The organism is Butyrivibrio sp. WCD2001 (assembly GCF_000424485.1).
In the GTDB taxonomy this organism is placed as follows: domain Bacteria; phylum Bacillota; class Clostridia; order Lachnospirales; family Lachnospiraceae; genus Butyrivibrio.
In genome coordinates, this window is sequence record NZ_AUJZ01000001.1 from 413,508 (window position 1) to 436,243 (window position 22,736).

Genomic DNA, 22,736 nt, shown 5'->3' on the forward strand with positions numbered 1-22,736 from the left:
GGGTTACCTTAATGCTCCTCCATCATCATGAAGCAAGGCCCCGGGTTCCTGGTCGGCCGCCGTGGTAGCAAGTGTATCACATCGCTCATTCTCAGGATGCCCGTCATGTCCCTTTACCCAATGCCAGGTGACATTATGTTTATTTACCGCATCAAGAAGGCGTTTCCATAGTTCTACGTTCTTAACCGGCTTTCCGTCAGATTTTTTCCAATTCTTTTTCAACCATCCGGATATCCAGTTTTCATTGAAAGCGCTGATAACATACTTTGAATCCGAATAAAGGTCAACCTCACAGGGGCGGTTAAGCGCTTCAAGTCCCATGATTGCACCCATCAACTCCATTCGATTGTTGGTTGTCTTATCATAGCCGGCACTTAACTCCTTTTCATGTAGTACGCCTTTACCGTCAATATATTGAATTACTGTTCCGTAGCCACCCGGTCCGTCAGGATTACCTCTTGCTGAACCGTCTGAATAAATAGTAACTTTCATTTCTTAAATCTCCGCATTGCTTATTATTTTATACTTTAAAGAGTCCATAAACCATGCTCTTCGAATCGCTTAGCCATTGACTCTGCCTCACAAACAATATCATCATTATACCCTATGGACTTAAGAAGGCTTATTGCATTTCTTTTTGTGGCAGGACCTGCCTTTAGTTTGTAATCAAATGTAACATCGCCATTCTCCATGTCACCCTCAAAATGATGTACTTCAAAGTGATCATGTAAAACCTCTGCCAGTTCTCTGTCGTGGGTGGCAGCAAAACACAAAACCCTTTCCTTGTGTGAAGCAAAATATTCTAATATTTTTGAGGACGCAGCAATTCTCTCAATTGTGTTTGTTCCTCTTAAAACCTCATCAATAAAGCACAAAACCGAAGCCCCATCATACGCTGCAGAATCAAGGATTCTCTTTAATGACTTAATTTCAACCATATAGTAGCTGTCTCCCAGGGTAAGGTCATCCCTAAGCGCCATTGAGGTAAATACTCTGTAAAACGGAGCTTTATATGAAGTACATGTACAGGTATGAATGGTCTGAGCCATTATGCTGTTTATTGCACACATCTTAAGAAAAGTTGATTTGCCCGAAGCATTAGAGCCTGTTATCAAAAATCCCTTTTTAGCAGCAAAGGAATTAGGAACAGGGTTATCCATAAGCAGATGCCTGCCGTTTTCGATCTGATACTCGCCGTGATTTTCCATCAGTTCCGGCACAGTATATTCGGAAACAGACGCTCTAAAATATGCAATAGATATGACAGAGTCGATATATCCGATAATTTCGGTCAGTTTCTGGACACTTGGTATCTCCTGCTTAAGTTTCTTATACATGCTGTTGAATTTGATTAGATCAATATGGGTAAGCATTCTGACATAATCCATTATTATGTCAAAAGGATTTCCGCTGCCGGTTGCTCCATACCCCTTGGACAAAATCCAGGAGCCTCTTGAAAAGCCTTTAAGCTTTGAGACACATTCCTTTATTTTATTGATATCATCTTTGAAAATATCACTTTCCGTCAGAGCTAAAGCCTCTCCACCCTTCATGAGTCTAAGGACATAAGAAAAAGTCATAAGATAAGGTGCAAGCGCTGATTTAATCTTAAAATAGGTGAACATATTTACTGCAAATGCAATAATTAGAATCAAAAATCCTAGAGTGAAATTAAAGAAGCTCATCAAAAGTACAGAAAGAACCATTAATATAAGCATCAACACATGGACAAGATTGGATCCTGCAGAATTTTTATCAATAAGCGGCAGATAATCATAGATTGAATACTTACCGCTTTTTCCAATGCCATGCAGACTTTCCTTCAAATGGATTCTTTCGCTTTCATCCTTTGATAAAGCCGATAATTCATTTTCGAGCTTATTAAAAGAACCGTCATCACAGATTTGGGGGCATCTTAGTAAATAATACAGATACTCCTCACCTGACGAAGTCTCACAATAGCTTATTCGGTCGTAAACCTCATCCATCGCAAGGTCATTCCAGGTAATGTCATCAATACTGAAATCCTTATCAGCCATTTTATAATATCCACTGATGTCGGCTCTTTGTTTCTTTATACGAGACGAAGGCGCAGCACCATATTCGTCTGCGCACTTCTTTTTAAATGATCTCTCTTCATTTTTTCTGTTTTGCAATCCAATGAGAAAAACAGCCGCAATAAATGAAGCTATTATCCCCAATATATAAGCTCCGGTCATAGAGTCCTCATCTTATAATTCTTTGTCTATTCTTGCCTTTATCTCAGAAGCCTTTCTATATATTTCCTCAGGGCTTACTCCGATATTATATTCATCCTTTTCATAGCGAATGATGCCGCCAATCATTGTCAGAATAACATTTGAATCAGACCCGCTGTAGACGATATTCTTGCAAATATTATTTATAGGCTGCATATTAGGCTTGTTCAAATCAAGCATAATGATATCAGCAAGCTTTCCGGCATCAAGAACATCTGCATCATTAAGTCCCATAGCATGAGCGCCGTTTACTGTAGCCATCTTTAAAACGTCCATGGCATCAATGCATGCAGCATCATTTTCGCGAAGCTTTCCAAGACCGGTAACAAGGAACATCTCCCTGAACATGCTAAGGGCATTGTTGCTTGCGGGTCCGTCCGTTCCGATAGCCACCGGAATTCCCTTCTTCAAATAGTCGTTTATCGGAGCGATTCCACTAGCAAGCTTGGTATTTGAACCGGGATTTGTTACCACAAACATTCCGCGCTTTTTCAAAATATCCATATCCTTCTCATCGGTATGTACAAGGTGGTATCCGCCTCCGCCATAATCAAACATTCCCAGGCTGTCCAGGAATTCAACAGGACTCATATTGTATCTCTCTCTGCATTCAGCAACCTCATGTGCAGTTTCCGAAATATGAGTGAAAACAGGCGCCTTATACTTATGCGCAAGTTCAGCTATCTTTTGAAGCAGTTCCTTGGTACATGTATATTCTGCGTGAAATCCGAGAATATAGGAATTATATTCGTCTTTTCCGTTAAGCTTGTTGTACATTTCCTCAACAAGCTCAGGAGACTGGCTGAAATTATTAACAGCGCCAACCTGAACGCAACGCATTCCGGTGTCTCTGCAGGCATCAGCTATAGATTCGGGAGTGAGGTACATATCAAAAATACTGGTAACACCGCCACTTACATATTCAAGTACAGCAAGCTTAGTAAGATAATAGATATCTTCTGCTGTAAGCTTTGCCTCCACAGGAAAAATCGCATTATTAAGCCAATCCGCAAGCGGCAAATCATCCGCTCTCGACCTTAAAAGAGTCATGGCTGAATGCGTATGCGCATTCTTAAAGCCAGGCATGAGAAGATTTCCCTTGCAATCAATCTCTCTGTCAAAAACCAGCATTGCACCGGGATTTTCCTTGTAATATTCTTCAATCTGATCAGTGGTATCACAGTAAATAATTCTGTCACCGCTTGTCCACAATTCACCCTCAAAGATTTCCTGTCCTTCTCTCATAGTGAGAATTCTGGCATTATAAAATTTAATCCTCATTTATTCACCCCATTTAGCCTTATCAGTAATTAAAATTTCTTCACACACTCAGTTACAAGTTTCTCAAACAGCGGTCCTGTTTTATCAGCAGCTTCCTGTACATCTTCGTGCGAAAGAGGCTTTTCTCTCATTCCTGCAGCAAGATTACTTATACATGAAATTCCGCATATGCGCATACCCATATAATGAGCGACAAGAGCTTCTACAACCGTACTCATGCCAACAGCATCCGCTCCGAGAACTCTGAGCATTCTGATCTCAGCCGGTGTTTCAAAAGATGGTCCTGTGAGCTGCGCATAAATACCCTGTTTAAGAGGAATGGCATTTTCCAGAGCAGTCTGCTGTATTATATCCCTAAGCTGCTTATCATAAACACAGGACATATCCGGGAATCTGGTTCCAAATTCCTCAATATTGGGACCGATAAGCGGATTTGGTACGAAAACAGAAATGTGATCAGCTATAAGCATGAGATCACCACAATCAAAGGTATAGTTTATTCCACCTGCTGCATTTGTAAGGAAAAGAATCTCGGCACCGAGAAGTCTCATAACCCTAGCGGGAAGAACTACATCGTTGATATCATATCCTTCGTAGTAATGAACTCTTCCCTTCATACATACAACCGGAACATCTCCCACATATCCGAAAATAAATTTTCCTGCATGCCCGGGAACGGTAGAAATAGGAAAACCGGGAATATCGGAATAAGATATCTCACATTTTATATCAATCTGCTCTGCATAATTACCAAGTCCGGAACCAAGCGTAATTGCAACCCTGGGCTTAAAATCAGTAACCTTTCTGATTGCCTCAACGCAGTTGTTTACTTTTTCGTAAATTGCATTTGCCATATTTAATCATCCTCCATTATTGCATCATCTTCATCGGCGAAAGCTTCTGTATCTGTCAAAGTTCCACCATTACTATCATACTCCAGGGGTTCCTGTTTGTCATGTATTCTGCCGTGCAGTTTCGGTCTTACCGTATCTCTTATGGCAAGTATAAGCGCATCAATCGCTCCGTAATCAGAAAGTCTGTTTATCACAAAACCACTCATGCCTTTACCAACATCAAGATGACCGAATTGGTTAAGAATATCAACAAGCATTCCACTTCCGGGAATTTCATCAAACCTTATGCCTATATTTTTAGGTGGTTTCACTTTTCCGAATGCAAAACATGTATCATGCTGAAGCGGTTCTCTCTTACCAAGATATATATTCATAACTCTCGCAGTAGAATCCTCCATCAGATAAAACTCATTCCTGAGAACAGGTCTGCCATATTCATCTATAGAGAATTCTGACACAACAGAAATAGTATAGATTTCACCATGCTCATCTATATCTGTTACTGCCCTGTATCCATCAAAACCGCATTTTATCTCATGCGTTGTATCGCCTTCTTTAATAAGCAGGAAAAATGCACCTGTTCGACCATCCAGCTTAAAACCAACTGACTTTATACCGTCAGTGTAATTGTTATGCATAACCTGAACGAGAAGCGGCATAAAACCGACACCTTCATCGTCCATATCGTATGAAACTCCATCAAGGCATTTCATTAGAAGATATCTGAATTTAGGGCTCATACCATAAGTGCTGCGCTTTTTTTTCTTGTTCCAACCGCCACCTGCGATACTTGTCCTGCATTCGGGATGATCCTCTGCACTTCTTATGAATTCTTTAAGGCTGTTCTGCTTTGCCAGAACCTCTTTTGTAATAGGTATTGGTTCATCAGAAACTTCAGCTTCAGACATGAGTTTATGAACTGTACCGGACATATTACCCTTCTGAAACAGATCTTCATTTCCTGCATTTGTTACCACCATCATGTTGATGTCCGGGAATACATATACGTTCTGTCCCAGCATTCCGTTAAAGGTATAGGCACCAAGTCTGGAACTGCTGTTCCAGAGCTGGAATCCGTAACCGGGAGAAGTCACCTCGCCTGTTGCTATCTGCATAGAAGTTGCGTCTCTAACCCACTCTTCAGGTAAAATCTCCTTACCGTCATATTTTCCATTATTCAAATATAGCTGTCCAAGTTTGGCCATATCTTCAATTCGAAGATATAATCCCCATCCGCCTTTTGTGATATTCTGCGGACAGCTTTCCCAGAATGCTCTTTTAATTCCAAGAGGCTCAAAAAGTCTCGGTTTTAGATAATCAAACATGCTCTCGCCTGTAACCTCGGTCACAATTGCTGAGAGCATGTATGAATTCATTGAATTATACTCAAAAGCAGAACCGGGAGTGAATTTTGTCTGAGATTCGAGAAATTGCTTTCTCCAGTCATTTGAATATACAGAACCTGCCTCATTAAATTCAACGCCGCTACTCATGGTGAGGAGATGTCTTACAGTAAGTCCTTTTGAAAAGAAATACTGAAGAGGCCCCGTTCTGCCGAATATATCTTCAACTTTGTCGTCTAATTTAATTTTTCCTTCGTAGATAAGAAGGCCTATTGCCATTCCCGTTACGCTTTTACACATAGAATGAGTAACATGCCAATAGTCCATATCAAATGGCTTAAAAGCACATTCTCCGATAACATGTCCGTTTCGAACTGCCATAATTTTGTGCATATGGCAGCTGTTGTTTTCATAGAGACTCTTAAAAAGCTTCTCTATAAAAGCACTGTCTACACCCTGCTCCTCAGGTGTGGATCTTGGAAGATGAGTCTCTCCCTCCGAATCCATAGGGAAAGCCATCTTCTGAGGAGTATAAGTAACCTTGCTGATCTCACCGGTCTTATGCCCGATAAGTTTCATTAAAAGCTGGATAACTTCAAGCTCTGACTTTGCCATTCATGTCCTCTTTCGTCCATTTCATGGCTCTCATGGAATTGAGAATCGCTAGAACTGCTACACCGACATCTCCGAATACAGCCATCCACATGGTTGCGAATCCAAGAGCTCCAAGAAACAGTATCAATATTTTTACGAAAAGAGCAAAGACAATATTCTCCTTGACGATTCTGAGTGTTTTTCTGGCTATCTGTATAACTGCGGAAATTTTACCTATATCATCATCCATAAGGACAATATCCGCCGCTTCGATAGCTGCATCTGACCCCATGCTTCCCATGGCGATTCCGACATCCGCTCTCATAAGAACAGGAGCATCATTTATACCATCCCCGACAAAGGCTACCTTTCCGTTCTTGTTTTCATCAAGAAGGCTCTCAACTCTTTCCACTTTATCTGCGGGCAAAAGCTGTGCAAATACCTTATCTATTCCAACCTTATCGGCAACAATCATAGCTGTATCTTCATTGTCACCTGTCAGCATAATCACCTGTGATACACCGGCTCTTTTAGCTTTGGATATAGACTCTGCCGCGCCTTCTTTTATTGTATCAGATATTATGATTGTTCCAACAAAAAGTTTTCCTTTAGCCACATAAATAATGGTTCCCGGCAAGTCTGATTCCTTAAATTCAATATTATTGCTCTTAAGAAGTTTTGCATTTCCTACATAAATATCTTCAGCGCCAAGCTTTGCAGTAATGCCATGTCCTGGAACTTCTTTAATATCAGTGAGCTCAGTATTGTCGTCAGTAAGAGAACTATTATTTCTATGAAGTTCTTCATGATACTCGATCACAGATCTGGCAATCGGATGATTTGAAAACTTCTCTGCTCCTGCAGCAAGACAAATAATCTCTTCTTTTGAGATATTTGTAGCTGGAATTATCTCAGAAACCTTGAATTCCCCCTTTGTAATGGTTCCTGTCTTATCAAGAACCAGAGTACTTGCCTCCGCAATTGCTTCAAGATAGTTACTGCCCTTTACAAGTATTCCCATCTTAGAGCTTGCACCAATGCCTCCAAAGAAGCCAAGCGGCACAGAAATCACAAGCGCGCAAGGACAGGATACAATAAGGAAAATGCATGCTCTTTTTATTGAATCAGAAAAAGGCATGATTCCGAGAAGTGGCGGTATTACTGCAAGAAGAACCGCTCCGATTGTAACAACTGGTGTGTAATATTTCGCAAAACGAGTGATGAAGTTTTCCATCCTTGATTTTTTGTTACTTGCATTTTCAACAAGCTCCAAAATCTTAGAAACTGTTGAATCCTCATAATTCTTAGTTGTGCGTATTTTCAGAACACTGTCCTTATTAACACATCCGCTTATTACTTCTTCGCCCTCTGAAACTCTTCTTGGCACTGACTCACCTGTTATTGCAGAAGTATCTACAAAAGATTCTCCCTCAGTAACAACGCCATCTATCGGAATCTTCTCACCGGGCTTTATCAGAAGCATTGTTCCGATCCCAACTTCCTCTGGATCAGTTTCTACAGCCTCTCCATCATCCTGAATTACATTTGCATACTCAGGTGCAATACTCATGAGTTCTGTAATTGATGCTCTTGATTTTCCGACTGCATAGCTCTGGAAAAGCTCACCGATCTGATAAAAAAGCATAACCGCCAGTGCCTCGGTATACTCACCAATACCAAACGCTCCGAAGGTAGCGATCATCATAAGAAAATTTTCATCGAAAACCTGTCCGTGGGATATATTTATAAACGCTTTCCTAAGTACATCATATCCGATAACCAGATATGGAATAAGGAATATCACAAAGCTGACATACCATGGAAATGCTTCAAAGGCTCCCATATGCTCTGCTATAAGGAGTACTATAAAAGCAATAAGTACTCCTATTATTCTATTTCTGGTTTTCTTCATCTTCTTAGTCATAATGATCACGCTTTCATATTATGTAGTATTTTCAGATTTCGATTTCACAATCAGGCTCAACCTTTTTACATGCCTTAACTGCTGCATCAAGAATCTCTGCATATTTGTCATCATCGGCTTCAAGTGTAAGCTTCTGGGTCATGAAATTAACTCTGGCACTCTTTACACCATCAATCTTATTAATTGCTTCTTCCATCTTTGCAGCACAGTTAGCACAGTCAACTTCACATTTGTAGGTTTTTTTCATGATTTTTTTCCTCTTTTCTTTTTATTTTTCTTCTATATGTTCACGTCCCATTGAAATAATTGTTCTAACGTGATCATCTGCCAGGTAATAGTACATCTGCTTGCCTTCACGTCTGCTCTTTACAAGGCTGTTCATCTTAAGAATCTTCAGCTGGTGTGATACAGCCGATTGAGTCATTCCAAGATTTTCAGCAAGATCATTCACACAGAATTCAGACACAAATAAGGCAAACAATATTCTGATTCTGGTTGAATCGCCAAAAACTTTGAACAGTTCAGCGAGATCGTACATTTCTTCCTCATCCGGCAATTCATCCAGATTACATGATAGTTTTGTCATCGGTTCCGGTCTCCTTTCTGTATATTTCATAATGTATTCCAAAAATTTATTATATTACATATGAGCATTTGTTCATATGTTGATTCAAATATACCCCCATCGAATTTATATGTCAACACTACTTTTAAATATTTTTCAGAAAAACATGATAAAATTTATTAAATAGATTTTTGAAGGAATTATGGGACTTGTTTTATGAATGAAACTTCAAATAGATATGAATATCTTACGAATAAAGCACGTTTAATCTTAGATTCAGGAAAGGGCTATCGTGACAATACACTCTTTCCCGAAATAAGTGCGCTTTCTACAGACAAACGTGATCCTATAGATGTTGTCACCACCGAGATAATGCGCTGCGGCAAATATGAAGTGTGTGACTTTATTATCAACCACTATTCATCATCTTTGTCACATCGTGATTACAGACTTCTGGCTAACCTTGTCTATGAAATTAAAACTACGGGTTTTCCTATAATAGATTCAATAAAAAACGATCAGCTAAGACGCGTTGTAAATAAACTTACCTCTCGATTTAACTACTGCTTATGGCTCTGCGCATCTCCTGATGATATCTATAATCATTACGTAAAAGAATATATCCCCAAAGCCGATAAGCTAAAACCGGGATATGCTGACTCCTGCCCTGATTTCAGTATAAAAAGCTCCCTTTCCTTGGAAGAGTACAAAAACAGGTATGTTGAAGAAACAAACATACCTGCAGATAATATAATTCTATGCGATTTAGGAATAGAAGGAGTTCTGATAGCATACTCCAATTAAGCTTTATACAGCTTATGCTCCGGGCTTTGTCATTACAAATTGCTGAGCCTGTTCACTTCCATATAAAGCCGCTTCATTTATTTCGAATCCGGCAGGATCTGTCTCTTCTCCCTTAAGCAATTTGATAAAAGGAATCTCATATTCGATTTCTTTTGCCAGATACATCATACCTGCCAGTTTTTGAGCATCTCCGGAATCATAAGCATTCTTTGAGTAAATTTCAAGCTTTTCTTCCAATGACTTTCTAGGATATTTTTTCAAAAGATCTATAGCCATAATAAAATATGCTTCATCCACATCACAGAGGCAGTCAAATAAAAAGTCTATACCCTCACTACTGTTTAAATAATGGAGATTGTCCAATAATTCAACTGCGTTGCAAACACAGTATTCGTTCTTATAAGCCTTAAAATCCAGATAAAACGAAAGATCAACCTTCTTATTTCTGACCGCTGTTGCAGTTCTTTCGATTTCTTTATCAGAAAGCACTCGTTCAAATATTGTAGTATCGATTCCTTTTTCCTTGGAAACAGGTCTGTATTTATGTGCTTTTGAGTTATTTTTCCAATAGCTGTCCTCTCTGCTGACCATCGCTTTTTCCCACAAATAGCGGGCTCTGCCCCAATCGGCTTTTGAAAGCTCTGACCTGTCTCTTCTGATAGCAGTATTAAATTCAGTACCGGCTCTGGGCGGTACCTGCGTATAATAACTCCCTCTTTCTTCGAAGAAGGTCTCTATCTCACTACTAATAGTATCTTTTCTTGCTTTCTCCGGAAGTATTATAGCTATTCCATCCATCGTATAGAGAGCATTATGTGACTTGTTATATCCACAAATAAGGTCAACGGGGAGATATCCCCCTAAAATGCATATCCATTTATCGCTGTCACTTATCTTGATATGTTTTAATTTGGTTCCGTTTCTAGTTGTATAATTATGGAACTTCTCATTTTTAAGGACTTTAACTATATGAGATCTTCCAAGCATTTTATCAAAATGAGGAAGTTTTCCAAATTCTTCGGTAAATACCTCTTGTCCGTTAGAGGATAAAATGTCATTTCTCTTTGTATAAGAAGGACCGATGTCCTGTAATTGGTAGACATAAAATGGCCCAAACACCATTAAAGGTATAAGTATTGTTCCCAGCACAATCATCGGAAATGCTGCATCTATATAATCAGCCACTTTTTGTAAAATAAACATAGTTAATGAAAACCAGACTCTTACCCATATGATGTAATATGCGATGATTCCAATAGCTGAAAATAGCTTGTGAACTAATTTGCCGGTTTTAAAAATATCAACCAGACGGTGTATCATTATAAATCAGTGATCCTTTCCATTCATATATTCCTGCCACAAGGATGTACCACTTTCCAATAGTCTGCAGTAAGTTTCCTTGAAAATCTTATATAGTGGCTTCGCTTCTTCAATCAGTTCATAATCCATAGGAATTTCATATAATGCTGTATCTATATCAGATATAACCTTCATAGCCGCATCCTTATCCTGCATGTGGATCATACCACCAAAAGCAGAGCCATAGGTTTTATCATTTATGCAGACTTTAATGTAACTTGCCGCAAAGTCAACCCATTCCTCAAGCTGCAATGAAAGATAATCTTCCTCTTTTGCCGCTGCATTATCAACCAATCCAAGCTCTGACAGGTAACCGGCGCATTGAGCTTTTCTTTTCTTGTTAAAAAGGCTTATTCCCGATGCTCTGTTCATAGTCAGAAGCATCATAAATGCATGCATATATCTGTCAATCCACTGGCCACCTTTATTTTCATATCTGTGGTCAAGCACCCGAATTCGCATAGCAGCCTCGTCTGCTGATGCCGGCGGATTTAAACAGTTATACTTTATTGCTGCTTCATGGATTTCATCTGTCCCTGCAATTACAGACAGAAGGTAATCTCTCCTCTCTGCAATATCCTCAATCTCATGATAATTATTTATATCTCTTTGATGACTGTCATTATATATATCTGTATTCCTAAGCATATATGTCCTCTACCAATTTACACGTGATCAAAAATGTTATTAATCATTTTTGACATGACTTATATTCTATCATATTTGACGTAATTTGCTATCCGTAATAAGCTAATATACATGAAACATTCAGAGACAAGAAAAGACAGTATAATATCCTTAATAATGAGTACTTACTCAGCTTAAGCCTTCGCGAGTAAAGTCATTAAAACGCGCTATTCAAAATACAGAACTATCATGACATAAAAAATCCCCGGACACTAATCCGGGGATTACGTATATTATCAATTTGTTTTTATAAAGTAGAATAACCAAAGCCGTTACATATAGCATCAACAGGATGGCCTTCCTTACAAAGTGGGCATCCATCCGGAGGATAGCAAGCATAATCAGGAAGCTCTCTTGATGAGAAAAGCGACCTTATCGGATAATTCTCTATCTGAGTAGCTACAGAAAAGAAAGCGGCAATTCCGACAACCTCACCTTGGTAGAACCTTACGGAATCAAGAGCACTCTTAAGCATACCACCGGTGGTTACTGAATCAGACAAAATGAGAACCTTTTTGTCAGTGATCATGTGCTTATTATTATCTCTGAACATGATCTGACCGTTTACGTTATACTCGGGACCTGTGATATACATCGTCTTATGTGCATTCTTGGAAATAACCCCGGCTCTTGTAAGTGAATCAGCAAGGTAAGATCCAACAACTTCCATACCGTTCAGGCAAAGAATTGTATCAATCACTTCTGACGCAATATAGAACTCAGCGAGCGACTCACCGGCAGCTCTTGCTTCCTTCATTCTGGCCTTGGTATCACACAGGTCAATGAAGTAATTAACATGTGCATTAGGGGTAATAAAATGTCCCTTGGTGTTACGAAGAATTACATCAGTATTTCTCGAATACTCAATCTTGGTATAGCCTTGCATAATTCCTCCTCCTTGAAAATTTTTCAATATGTTTAGCGATCCTAAAGGAAAGATTCACATAAACATAATAACATAACAAAGAAGAATATATTCTTAAATTAGTGAATTATTTATACAAATTTTAGATTATTAGTCACCTTTTCGTGCCTTATGCAGCTTTATAAAAATTACGGCATAAACAATCACTGCAATGGTTACTCCAAGAATAAGAACACCATATTGCTTCTCCTGAATCTTATTACCGCCAAAGGAATATATAAAAATATGAGTAAATCTCGCTATAAAAGTAAGAGGGATCCATAGAAATACACTTTCCTCGGAATAATACCCAAACCAGGCATAGGTGTCTTTAGGAAGCGGAAGAAGCATAAACATTATATGTATAAGCTTAGGGTTCCCTTTTTTTATATACTTCTCCACAGATTCTATCTTCTTTTCTGAAAACAGATTCTCCAGTAACTTTCTGCCAAATTTTCTTCCGATTAAAAAAGCAATTGTATTTCCTGCAGTTGCTGCGGCATCACATAATAGCGCTCCTTTAAAACCACCAAGGACATAACCTGCTCCCATATAGAACGGTGTCCCGGGAATACAAGTTGACATTGTCTGTATCATCACAAGAAAGCAAAATACCAAAAGTCCTTTTATTCCTTTAGACTCTATATATTGCTTTAGTTCATCCGGATTACCGACAAAATCAATCATTGGTCTGCCCACAAAGAAATAAACTGCGAGCAAAAACAATACTATGAAGGTAATGATCAAAATTCTTCGAACTAAATCTTTTCTTTTCAAATCAGCAAAATCCTTACAAATAGTTTACTCTTTAAAATGTCTTATCTCTGAATAGGCCATGGGAATCGACACTAAAATCGAAAAAATATCAGCAACTGCCTGTGTTATTTCTACTCCGAAAAGGCCAAACAGTTGTGGTAGTAATAAAATCATGGGAATAAAGAATATTCCATTTCTGCAGGAGGCCATAATTGAAGCCTTTACACCTCGTCCTATGGACTGAAGCATCATGTTTGTCATTACTATACATCCGCTAAGAGGGATTGTTGCCGAAGTCCATTTAAGGGCCACGGATCCTACTGCTATAACTTCGGGATCATCCCTGAAAACAGCTATAATCTGCGGAGCAAAATAAAAGCAGACAGCTCCGACTATACATAAAAAGATTGTGGAATACTTCACGCAGAAAAAATACCCTTCCTTAACACGCTTTTTTAGCCCTGCTCCATAATTAAATGAGCATACAGGCTGGTAACCCTGTCCAAATCCAATAAGCGCTGAGGACATCATCATCATAACTCTTGTATTCACTGACATTCCTGCAATAGCTGCATCCCCGCCGAAGGTTCCTGCCGCCTTGTTCATCAACAGAGACGCAATTGCCGCCAAAGCCTGTCTGAAAAGCGATGGCGCACCACCATTAGTTATCTCTTTAATGTAATAGCTGTTAATATGAATATTTTTAAAGCTTAGTCTTATATTTTCGCCCTTGCTGCTTCCGACAAGTAGAACTATAAAGCTGGTAATCTGTCCCATAATTGTTGCAACCGCCGCACCAGTCACTCCCATGTTAAATACAAAAATAAGAAGGGGATCCAGTACCATATTCATAGCGGCGCCGCACATCAGCCCTACCATGGCATACACAGCACTACCCTGAAACCTGAGCTGATTGTTTATAACAAACTGTCCTGTCATAAAAGGAGCACCGATAAGAATGATTCTCATATACTTTCTGGTGTCCTCAAGGGTTGTCGGTGTAGAACCAATTATCATTGCTATATCATCAACAAAAATATTACCAACAATGGCAATTATAATTCCGAGAATTATAGCAATTGTAAATCCGGTAGATGCCATCTCGTTTGCTTCCTTGGTCTTCCCTGCACCAAGCATTCTGGATAGAAAATTTCCTGAACCATGTCCGCAGAAAAAGCCTGTAGCCTGAACAATGGCCATAACCGTGAAAACTATTCCCACGGCAGCAGTCGCCTGTGTTGATATTTTTCCTACAAAAAAGGTATCAGCAGTGTTATATATACCGGTTACCAACATGCTTATAATGGTCGGAACAGCCATTTTCAGAATAAGCTTTGGAACCGGTGTTGTTGTCATCATGTCGTATCTGTTCTGTTGCACTTTAATGAATCGCTCCTTTTCTTATACCCCCTCATCCGGCACTTCGTGACACCTTCCCTCCATAGGGGGAAGGCATTACTATGTAAACAAACTCTTTTTTCTCTCAATCATGTCATTGATGTTATTCATGTAGAGTGTGACGTCCTTGACGTTGTCACAACGCTCAATTCTACCGTCACCATAAACTCTCTTGGTTACTGTTCCAGCACCCAGAGCAACAATTGACTGAACTTCCTCCATCATAAGAATATTGTAAATTCCGGCCTTGCCTTCACGGGCATATCCGGTGTTTTCAAGATTACCGGATATATTTTTCTGCCTGTAGAGATAGTACGGTGTAAGTCCCATCTCGGCAGCACCTTCTTTTGCTATCTCCATCATTCTTCCGGTATCGCCTGCAACAAAGAAGCCATTGTTTCTTATATGCTCAGCAAGCCTTGAACCTCTTTTCACAGATAAACTGTGTACAGTAAGATCATCCGGATTAAGCTTTATGATTTCCTGCATTGTATGTTCAACGTCAGCTTCAGTTTCACCCGGAAGACCAAGTATGATATCCATATTTATATTGTCGAAGCCTTCTTCTCTGGCCATGTTATACGCATTTATGAACTGCTCAACGGTATGCTGTCTTCCGATACGTTTAAGAGTCTCATCGCTCATCGTTTGGGGATTAACGGATATTCTGTCAACTCCGCACTCTTTCATTGCCCGAAGTTTCTCTCTGGTAATGGAATCAGGTCTGCCGGATTCAACGGTAAACTCTCTGCACTCGGATAGGTCTATCTTTTCTCTGAGATAAGTGATTATTCTTGTCATCTCATCAGGTTCAAGAGTTGTAGGTGTACCGCCTCCGATATAGACGGAATTAACAACCTTTCCTTGAAAGGTCTCTGCCACATAATCAATCTCTTTTTTGAGACAACTTATATAATCACTTACCTTCTTTTTCCATGTAACTATAGGAAAAGAAGTAAATGAACAGTAAAGACAAGTGGTAGGGCAAAAGGGAATTCCAAGATATATGCTGTATCCATTTTCATAGTTGATATCATCAAGGATTTTCTTTTCTCTGAGTGCAATATTATAGGCCAGATCAGTCTTTTCATCAGATACAAAGAATGTCTCCTGCATATATTTTCTAATCTCAGCTTCATTCTTTCCGGATTCAAGCATCTGCATCGGAATTCTTGTAGGTCTTATTCCGGTAAGTGATCCCCAGGGAAGCTCATGACCTATTTCATGGGAAAGCTCCCTATACATCATCTGCTTTAATGAATTCTTGGGTGTTGATAGAGAAGCCGTGCTTCCGTTTGTGGAGCTTTCACTGCTAACCTCAGCGCTTTCTTCGTTGCCTCTTACACCATTCGAAGCAATATCGCAAACTGTTTCTGCTTCCTTACAAACTCCATCACTATGAATAATCTTCATTGAGATTTTTCCGGCTTCCTCTTCCAGAATAATCTCAATTTTGAAAAGAATATTTTCATTATCACCCTTAGAACTCAGTTCATCAAAAGTAAGAACACTCACATCCTCTTTTGGATAGAAAGCCTTAACCAGTGAATGTATATCGTATTTAAATTTATCTTTATTTATCAAAACCTGAATCATAACTAACCTAAAACCTTATAAATACATATTATTCATTTTTTCATAACCTATTGTTGTTGAAGGTCCATGTCCGGGGAACACTTCTGTATCATCCGGAAGCCCCCATAACCTTTCATGACATGAACGGACAAGTGTAGACATAGATCCTCCGGGAAAATCCGTTCTTCCGACAGAGCCTTCAAATAGCGTATCACCGCTAATCAGAATATGGTCTTCTTCAAAATAATAGCAGCAACTGCCTTCTGTATGTCCGGGCGTAGCAATAAGTTTAAATCGTAAACCGGCAGCCTCACACTCATCCCCGTCACATAGATACTTGTCAGGTTTAACAGTTAAATTTTCTCCGAATTGACTGGATAGATTATAATCAGGATCCTCGCAAAGTCTCTTTTCTTTTTCATAGATAAAAACTTTAGCTCCAGAAAGCTTTCTTAGTTCATCAACACCGCCTATATGGTCAAAATGTGCATGAGTAAGGTAGATAGCATCTACCTTAAATCCATGATTTTTTAACTTTTCGTATATCAGTTTTCCGAGATCGGCAGGATCAAAAAAAACTACCGGCGTAAGATCATTTTCATCTGTAACCGGAGCATTTTCACTATGATCTTTACCATCTTCCTTATAAACAAAATAGCAGTTAGTCTGTACCATTCCAAGGCACATTGATCCAACTGCCGCAGTTCCTATTTCTTTATTTGACATCTTTTTACCTTTCTGAACTCATCCGGCACTTCGTGCACCTTCCCCAATGGGGGAAGGCTTAGCCGGTGGTTCTCTCGATATCAATAACACTGTCAATATTTCTTATCTTATCAACAATCTCACCCAGCTCTTCTCTGCTTGATACCTGGAATGAAGTCTCCATTGTAGCTAGTCCCTGCTTACTTGTCCTGGTATTCATTGAGAGAATATCTACATTCTTCTCAGTGAGAGCTCGGGATACATCAGCAAGAAGTCCTGATCTGTTATTGGCAAATATGTTGATAGTAGCTACATACTTTTCGCCGAGAGCATGGCTTTCCCACTTAGCTTCAATGAGTCTTGTTCTGTCCTCATTCTGCATAGCGCGGACATTAATACAATCCTTTCTGTGGATTGAAACACCTCTTCCTCTGGTAACAAATCCCACAATCGGATCTCCCGGAACAGGATTACAGCACTTTGAAAACCTGACAGCTACATCATGGATTCCCTTAACAATAATGGCACTTCCTGAGCTGCTGATTCTTGGTGTGACACTGGACTCAGCAACAGCCGCAAGAACTTCTTCGTCGGTCATGTTCTGTTTGTGATCCTTCTCATACAACTCGAGGATCTTATTGACAACCTGACCTTCCTTAAGACCACCATGTCCGATAGCAGCCATTACCGCATCCCAGCTGTGGAAACCGTACTTTCTCACTATAAGATTCTGGTACTCAGGCTTCATGATATTGTAAATATCAATACCTTTGGATTTACAATATTCAACAAGAAGTTCCTTACCTTTATTGATATTCTCTTCTTTAAACTCATGTCTGAACCACTGATTTATTTTATTTTTTGTCGAAGTACTGCCGACAATGCTGAGCCAGTCTCTGCTTGGTCCTTTGGAATTCTGGCTGGTAAGGATCTCTATTCTGTCACCATTCTGAATTCTGTAATCAATGGGCACAAGCTTTCCGTTGACTTTGGCTCCGATCATCTTATTGCCGACAGCGCTGTGAATGCTGTAGGCAAAATCGATAGGAGTTGAACCTGCAGGAAGATTCTTTACTTCACCATTCGGCGTGAAACAATATACATCCTCAGAAAACAGATTCAGATCGCTCTTTAAGAGGTTCATGAACTCCTGATTGTCTGACATATCCTGTTGCCACTCAAGTATCTGACGGAGCCACGTAAGCTTCTCTTCTTCCTGACCTTCAACATGTTTACCATCAGAAGCCTCTTTATATTTCCAATGCGCAGCGATACCGTATTCAGCTGCACGATGCATCTCATATGTTCTTATCTGAATCTCGAAGGGCTGGCCGGTAGCGCCAATAAGAGTCGTATGCAATGATTGATACATATTGGGCTTTGGCATGGCGATATAATCCTTGAATCTTCCGGGAATGGGTTTATACATCTCATGGATAACCCCCAGTGCCGCATAGCAATCCTTTACGGATCCTACGATGATTCTTACAGCAAACAGATCATAGAGCTGCTCAAGCGATTTGCCCTGGTTATGCATCTTTTTGTATATGCTGAAAAAGTGCTTAACCCTTCCGTTTACTTCTCCGGGAATACCGGCGTCGGCAATATGCTGTCTAACCTCAGCACAAATTTCATCCACATACTTTTCTCGCTCGATTTTTCTTTGAGCAACACGTTTTACGAGATCATAGTAGATGTCCGGCTCGAGATATTTTAATGAAAGATCATCCAGTTCAATCTTAATCTTACTTATGCCGAGTCTTCCGGCAATAGGGCTGTAAATATCCAGCGTCTCCTGGGCAATCCTTTGCTGCTTAACTTCCGGCATATGCTTTAAAGTACGCATGTTATGAAGTCTGTCTGCAAGCTTAATAAGGATTACACGGATATCCTTTGCCATAGCTAGGAACATTTTTCTGAGATTTTGAGCCTGAAGCTCCATCTGATCCGGAGTCTTTGTCGCATAGTCACCGGAAAGTTCCAATCCCTGCAACTTAGTAACGCCGTCAACAAGAAGCGCAACATCGGCGCCAAACTGCTCCTCAACCTGTTCCTTGGTATAAATGGTATCCTCTACGACATCATGAAGAAGACCTGCTGCGATTGTCTCCTTATCCATTTCGAGATCGGCAAGGATAATTGATACGCATAGAGGATGAATAATATAAGGCTCACCCGACTTGCGTCGCTGCTCCTTATGAGCCTCAAACGCTGCCTGATAAGCCTTCTCAATCAAAGTTATATCATCAGATGGATGATATCTGCGGACACGGGAAATAAGCCCTTTGTAGAGGGCTTCGGGGGACTGAAATTCGTCTATCGCTTCAATTTTGCCATCATCAAATTCTGTCTGTCCCATATTTACATCCCATTAAAAAATATTATTTTCCTTCGTACGCAAGTGCTGAATAAAGCTTGTAATCGCCAAGAGCTTCTCTTCCATTAAGGCCCTTGAGTTCCAACAATACCAGGACGCCGGCAACTTCACCGCCAAGTCTTTCGATCATTTTGATCATAGCCTTAACAGTACCGCCTGTTGCAATAAGGTCATCTACGATAATTACCTTCTGGCCGGGTTTGATAGCATCCTTATGTATCTCAAGTGTAGCTGTGCCATACTCAAGTTCATAATCCTCAGAAATTGTCTCGCAAGGAAGCTTACCCTTTTTGCGAATCATAACAAATCCCTTTTTAAGATTATATGCAAGAGCTGTTCCGAAAATAAATCCTCTGGATTCAGCACCTACAACAACATCAAAATCAAGGTCCTTTACAAGATCCTGCATTTCATTTATTGCAAGCTGAAGTCCGTCAGGATCCTGAATTACTGTGGTAATATCGCGAAACATAATTCCCGGTTCAGGGAAATCAGGTATAGTTCTAACATAATCATTTAACTGTTTCATATTTTCACCTCATCGTAATGAAAATTATAAATTATTATAACTAAATAAGTATATCACGAAATGTGGGGTAATGAAGAGAAATTTATACAATATTCATAAAATTTTAAGCTCTGTTTTGTATAAAAAGAACCCCAAATATCAGAATATAATATTTCGGGGTTCATTACTCTTTAAAATTATAAAATTATTCAAGATTAAACTGAATCGTCTCTGTTCCCATATCACCTATAAGCCCAATAGATTCAACATTTTTTAGCTTTGATGCATCCATCTGCTTTATAAGCACCATACTGAGCTTAGCGCCGGAAGGAATTGTTCCCTTGTAGGAACTAAGATCATTATCAAGCATAGTAACATTGGTATATCCGACATTTGTACCATTCAAAATGACCTGGAAATGGGGATTTGCTTTTTCCATATCCACGGAAACGTCCATACCGCTCGTATTTGCAAGTCGAAAATTGAGAATAAGAAGTTTCTTACCCTGTGTAGCATTTATAACAAAAATATCATCATTATCAGGATAAGTCCCCGCTACACTATAGCCTGAATAGGTAAGGAAAATTCCCTTTGACAGTTCCTGTCTCATACCATCAACAGTCTTATCGGCTTCTGTGGAAGGAGCATCATTTTCGCTACTTTGTTCAGTTGTAATTTCGGTATTACTACTATCTTCAGGCAAAGGTTCCGCGGTATCCTGAGTCTCTTCCTCCGGCTTTGTTTCTGTTTCAAGTCCGGCGTTTTCTATTCCCTCATCAAGATCATCTCCGAACTTTTCAAGAAGAGAGTCAATATCATCTTTATTTTCCGTGTTACCGACATCAGTTTCGGGAGCAGTATCATTATTTAATTGTTCACCCTCATCATCTACCTCGGGATTTTGCAATGGTTCCTCAGTCTGTGCAAGCTCAGTCGCAGTCTGACTTTCATCTACTGTCAGTGCCTCTCCGGAATCATCATTACCTTCTTCCTCTTCCGGATTCTCAGGCATATTGGCAATCTTTTCAGCATTCTCAACATCTCGCGCTGCCTTTTTAGCCTCTCTATCCTCTTTTTGCATCTGCTTTTCGAGTTCAAGAGAGCTTAAAGATGAAAGCTTTTCAACTCCGTTATTGGAATTTTTCATTAAAACGCTTACCGCATACTGAACAATCTGATCATGTTCTTCCTGAGTCATCTCAGGAAAGCCCGATCCGCAACCCGTAAGAAACATTCCCATTATACAACCGGTTATTAAAGCTTTTAAACCACGTTTTTTCATAAACGCCTCCATAAGGTATTACCTTGTTTCAAGCTCAAACCAGAATTCAACACCATTGTCGTAATTGTTAACACCATACTCCTGATGCATGGATTCCATAATGGCTTTTACAATAGAAAGACCCACACCGCTTCCGCCATACTCGCGGGTTCTGGCCTTATCAACCTTATAAAATTTCTCCCAAATATGATCAATACTATCAGCCGGAATCGGTTCTCCGGTATTGAATACAGAAATCCTTACCTTATCGTCTTTTCTGGTAAGTCTTATTTCTATTATGCAATCGCCGCTGATATGATTAAGCGCATTGCTGAAATAGTTCATCAGAACTTCTTCTGTCTTAAACTCATCAGCCCATACATATATCGGAGGATAATCCGACATTTGCACCGTCGCATTTTTCTGCTTCGTTAATATATCGGCAGATTTCACGTAATTCTTAATGGTTTCAGTGATATCAAAGCGCTCCATCTGTGCTACATCATTACCGAATTCAAGTTGATTAAGGGTCAGAAGCTTCTTGACAAGTACGTCCATCTTGGAAGCTTCATCTCGTATTACTTCGCAGTAGAAAGCCATACTCTCGGGATCATCCGTGATTCCTTCATCAAGACCCTCCGCATACCCCTGTATCAGAGCAATTGGAGTTTTTAGCTCATGAGATACATTTGATAAAAATTCTCTTCGCATCTCATCAATTTCTTCTTTACGCGCAATATCCTGTTTCAGCTCGTTATTGGCTGTCTTAAGTTCTTTGATGGTTGCCTCAAGTGTCTCGGATAATTCATTTATGTTATCACCAAGTATATCTATTTCATTAGTATTCTTCTTGCCGCTCTTAGATTGATATTTCGCCTCAAAATTGAGGTTTTTCATCTCGTCTGAAATTCTTGTAAGCTGAAGAATCGGCTTTGTAATCCTGTTACTTAAATATAAAATACTTATGGAACCAATAACAATTGCTATAAGGCCCGCATAAAGCATGAATCTGTTGGATATTCCTACGCTCTCCCTTATTCCTGCGAGCGCACTTCGTACCATGACAATATATCCGGTATCAATTACGCCCCAGATTTCAAGATATTCCGTATTAAGCCTTTTATCAGTCTCTATTTGAATAGTATAGGACTCAGTCTTCTCAATGATCCTCTTTTGCCCTACGACATCTGATGCCATAATGCTGTCACCGATAAGGTTATCCCATAAAATCCGAGCCATATAATCCGCATCGCTCGAGGAAGATTTTAGCATCTGTGAATCCGCATCAAGAACAACCAGCTCAATACCATAAGTATCGTATATGGATTGCAGTTCAATATCATATTCTTCTGTTGCAAAACTACCATCCGATGATGCCGCATTTATGCTGTCATAAGCCTTCTTTACAACTCCGAGCTGATGAGAAAGATACACTCTCTCAAGAAAGACCTGATTGATAATTATTAGAAAAACTATCATACCGGTCATAACCAGCAGGAATAATATATTAAGCTCTGTTCTTAAGGAAAGTTTCACTTTCCTCTCATTTTCATTTGTCAATTCTTATATCTCGTTTCTTGTCG

Annotated in this window: 20 protein-coding genes; 1 reads left to right on the top strand and 19 read right to left on the bottom strand. The window is 39.6% G+C overall.

Annotation, left to right across the window (positions count from 1 at the left end; translation table 11 throughout):
- Window positions 1-3: 3 nt before the first annotated feature.
- From rnhA to G630_RS20310, 8 genes are read right to left on the bottom strand one after another with little or no spacing between them, the layout of a single operon-like run.
- Window positions 4-492, bottom strand: coding sequence for a ribonuclease HI (gene rnhA / locus G630_RS0101820; RefSeq protein WP_022759891.1), 489 nt, complete (start codon window positions 490-492; stop codon window positions 4-6).
- Window positions 493-527: 35 nt separating this feature from the next.
- Entirely contained in the window at window positions 528-2,219 is a 1,692-nt protein-coding gene (locus G630_RS0101825; protein WP_026497549.1) for a MutS-related protein, read from the bottom strand.
- A 12-nt stretch (window positions 2,220-2,231) separates the two neighbouring features.
- On the bottom strand, window positions 2,232-3,539 hold the full coding sequence (locus G630_RS0101830) for an amidohydrolase family protein (RefSeq protein WP_026497550.1): 1,308 nt from the start codon (window positions 3,537-3,539) through the stop codon (window positions 2,232-2,234).
- 29 nt (window positions 3,540-3,568) lie between these two features.
- Window positions 3,569-4,393: a purine-nucleoside phosphorylase gene (locus G630_RS0101835; protein ID WP_026497551.1), complete on the bottom strand. Its 825-nt coding sequence runs from the start codon at window positions 4,391-4,393 to the stop codon at window positions 3,569-3,571.
- Window positions 4,394-4,395: 2 nt separating this feature from the next.
- Window positions 4,396-6,351: a serine hydrolase domain-containing protein gene (locus G630_RS20305; RefSeq protein WP_049946036.1), complete on the bottom strand. Its 1,956-nt coding sequence runs from the start codon at window positions 6,349-6,351 to the stop codon at window positions 4,396-4,398.
- Window positions 6,332-8,254 carry a heavy metal translocating P-type ATPase gene (locus tag G630_RS0101845; RefSeq protein ID WP_026497552.1) on the bottom strand — a complete coding sequence of 641 codons (1,923 nt, stop codon included), beginning with the start codon at window positions 8,252-8,254 and terminating at the stop codon, window positions 6,332-6,334. The genes G630_RS20305 and G630_RS0101845 overlap by 20 nt, the downstream gene beginning before the upstream one ends.
- A gap of 31 nt (window positions 8,255-8,285) precedes the next feature.
- The gene (locus G630_RS0101850; protein ID WP_026497553.1) at window positions 8,286-8,501 is read right to left on the bottom strand and encodes a cation transporter; all 216 of its coding nucleotides are present in this window, start codon (window positions 8,499-8,501) and stop codon (window positions 8,286-8,288) included.
- 21 nt (window positions 8,502-8,522) lie between these two features.
- A complete protein-coding gene (locus G630_RS20310) occupies window positions 8,523-8,840 on the bottom strand; it encodes an ArsR/SmtB family transcription factor (RefSeq protein WP_022759884.1) in 318 nt (105 codons plus the stop codon).
- Between the two features lie 195 nt (window positions 8,841-9,035).
- Between G630_RS20310 and G630_RS0101860 the strand changes: the two genes are divergently transcribed.
- Window positions 9,036-9,623 (top strand): hypothetical protein, encoded by a 588-nt coding sequence (locus tag G630_RS0101860; protein ID WP_026497554.1) that lies wholly within the window; start codon window positions 9,036-9,038, stop codon window positions 9,621-9,623.
- Between the two features lie 12 nt (window positions 9,624-9,635).
- On the opposite strand, the gene G630_RS0101865 is transcribed toward G630_RS0101860, so the two are convergent.
- The 11 genes from G630_RS0101865 to G630_RS0101915 all read right to left on the bottom strand — a co-directional run bounded on the left by G630_RS0101865 (window position 9,636) and on the right by G630_RS0101915 (window position 22,689).
- Window positions 9,636-10,943: a hypothetical protein gene (locus tag G630_RS0101865; protein WP_026497555.1), complete on the bottom strand. Its 1,308-nt coding sequence runs from the start codon at window positions 10,941-10,943 to the stop codon at window positions 9,636-9,638.
- Window positions 10,944-10,949: 6 nt separating this feature from the next.
- The gene (locus G630_RS0101870) at window positions 10,950-11,630 is read right to left on the bottom strand and encodes a DUF6553 family protein (RefSeq protein ID WP_026497556.1); all 681 of its coding nucleotides are present in this window, start codon (window positions 11,628-11,630) and stop codon (window positions 10,950-10,952) included.
- Between the two features lie 286 nt (window positions 11,631-11,916).
- Complete coding sequence (locus G630_RS0101875; RefSeq protein WP_022759880.1) at window positions 11,917-12,555, bottom strand: orotate phosphoribosyltransferase; 639 nt, start codon at window positions 12,553-12,555, stop codon at window positions 11,917-11,919.
- A gap of 129 nt (window positions 12,556-12,684) precedes the next feature.
- Entirely contained in the window at window positions 12,685-13,350 is a 666-nt protein-coding gene (locus G630_RS0101880) for a TVP38/TMEM64 family protein (RefSeq protein WP_155831911.1), read from the bottom strand.
- 24 nt (window positions 13,351-13,374) lie between these two features.
- A complete protein-coding gene (locus G630_RS0101885) occupies window positions 13,375-14,709 on the bottom strand; it encodes an MATE family efflux transporter (protein ID WP_026497558.1) in 1,335 nt (444 codons plus the stop codon).
- Window positions 14,710-14,787: 78 nt separating this feature from the next.
- Entirely contained in the window at window positions 14,788-16,323 is a 1,536-nt protein-coding gene (gene hemZ / locus G630_RS0101890; RefSeq protein ID WP_026497559.1) for a coproporphyrinogen dehydrogenase HemZ, read from the bottom strand.
- A 15-nt stretch (window positions 16,324-16,338) separates the two neighbouring features.
- Window positions 16,339-17,028, bottom strand: a complete 690-nt coding sequence (locus G630_RS0101895; RefSeq protein ID WP_026497560.1) for an MBL fold metallo-hydrolase — start codon at window positions 17,026-17,028, stop codon at window positions 16,339-16,341.
- A 58-nt stretch (window positions 17,029-17,086) separates the two neighbouring features.
- A complete protein-coding gene (locus G630_RS0101900) occupies window positions 17,087-19,366 on the bottom strand; it encodes a RelA/SpoT family protein (protein ID WP_026497561.1) in 2,280 nt (759 codons plus the stop codon).
- A gap of 22 nt (window positions 19,367-19,388) precedes the next feature.
- Window positions 19,389-19,913 (bottom strand): adenine phosphoribosyltransferase, encoded by a 525-nt coding sequence (locus G630_RS0101905; RefSeq protein WP_022759876.1) that lies wholly within the window; start codon window positions 19,911-19,913, stop codon window positions 19,389-19,391.
- 184 nt (window positions 19,914-20,097) lie between these two features.
- Window positions 20,098-21,174, bottom strand: coding sequence for a hypothetical protein (locus G630_RS0101910; RefSeq protein ID WP_026497562.1), 1,077 nt, complete (start codon window positions 21,172-21,174; stop codon window positions 20,098-20,100).
- Window positions 21,175-21,192: 18 nt separating this feature from the next.
- Window positions 21,193-22,689 carry a sensor histidine kinase gene (locus G630_RS0101915; RefSeq protein ID WP_330363741.1) on the bottom strand — a complete coding sequence of 499 codons (1,497 nt, stop codon included), beginning with the start codon at window positions 22,687-22,689 and terminating at the stop codon, window positions 21,193-21,195.
- Between the last annotated feature and the right edge of the window lie 47 nt (window positions 22,690-22,736).

Coding starts and splice junctions, on each gene's coding strand:
- G630_RS0101850 (WP_026497553.1), bottom strand. CDS start 8,501: ATGAAAAAAACCTACAAATGTGAAGTTGACTGTGCTAACTGTGCTGCA.
- G630_RS0101865 (WP_026497555.1), bottom strand. CDS start 10,943: ATGATACACCGTCTGGTTGATATTTTTAAAACCGGCAAATTAGTTCAC.
- G630_RS20310 (WP_022759884.1), bottom strand. CDS start 8,840: ATGACAAAACTATCATGTAATCTGGATGAATTGCCGGATGAGGAAGAA.
- G630_RS20305 (WP_049946036.1), bottom strand. CDS start 6,351: ATGGCAAAGTCAGAGCTTGAAGTTATCCAGCTTTTAATGAAACTTATC.
- G630_RS0101870 (WP_026497556.1), bottom strand. CDS start 11,630: ATGCTTAGGAATACAGATATATATAATGACAGTCATCAAAGAGATATA.
- rnhA (WP_022759891.1), bottom strand. CDS start 492: ATGAAAGTTACTATTTATTCAGACGGTTCAGCAAGAGGTAATCCTGAC.
- G630_RS0101905 (WP_022759876.1), bottom strand. CDS start 19,913: ATGAAACAGTTAAATGATTATGTTAGAACTATACCTGATTTCCCTGAA.
- G630_RS0101900 (WP_026497561.1), bottom strand. CDS start 19,366: ATGGGACAGACAGAATTTGATGATGGCAAAATTGAAGCGATAGACGAA.
- G630_RS0101895 (WP_026497560.1), bottom strand. CDS start 17,028: ATGTCAAATAAAGAAATAGGAACTGCGGCAGTTGGATCAATGTGCCTT.
- G630_RS0101835 (WP_026497551.1), bottom strand. CDS start 4,393: ATGGCAAATGCAATTTACGAAAAAGTAAACAACTGCGTTGAGGCAATC.
- G630_RS0101875 (WP_022759880.1), bottom strand. CDS start 12,555: ATGCAAGGCTATACCAAGATTGAGTATTCGAGAAATACTGATGTAATT.
- G630_RS0101845 (WP_026497552.1), bottom strand. CDS start 8,254: ATGACTAAGAAGATGAAGAAAACCAGAAATAGAATAATAGGAGTACTT.
- G630_RS0101910 (WP_026497562.1), bottom strand. CDS start 21,174: ATGAAAAAACGTGGTTTAAAAGCTTTAATAACCGGTTGTATAATGGGA.
- G630_RS0101825 (WP_026497549.1), bottom strand. CDS start 2,219: ATGACCGGAGCTTATATATTGGGGATAATAGCTTCATTTATTGCGGCT.
- hemZ (WP_026497559.1), bottom strand. CDS start 16,323: ATGATTCAGGTTTTGATAAATAAAGATAAATTTAAATACGATATACAT.
- G630_RS0101830 (WP_026497550.1), bottom strand. CDS start 3,539: ATGAGGATTAAATTTTATAATGCCAGAATTCTCACTATGAGAGAAGGA.
- G630_RS0101860 (WP_026497554.1), top strand. CDS start 9,036: ATGAATGAAACTTCAAATAGATATGAATATCTTACGAATAAAGCACGT.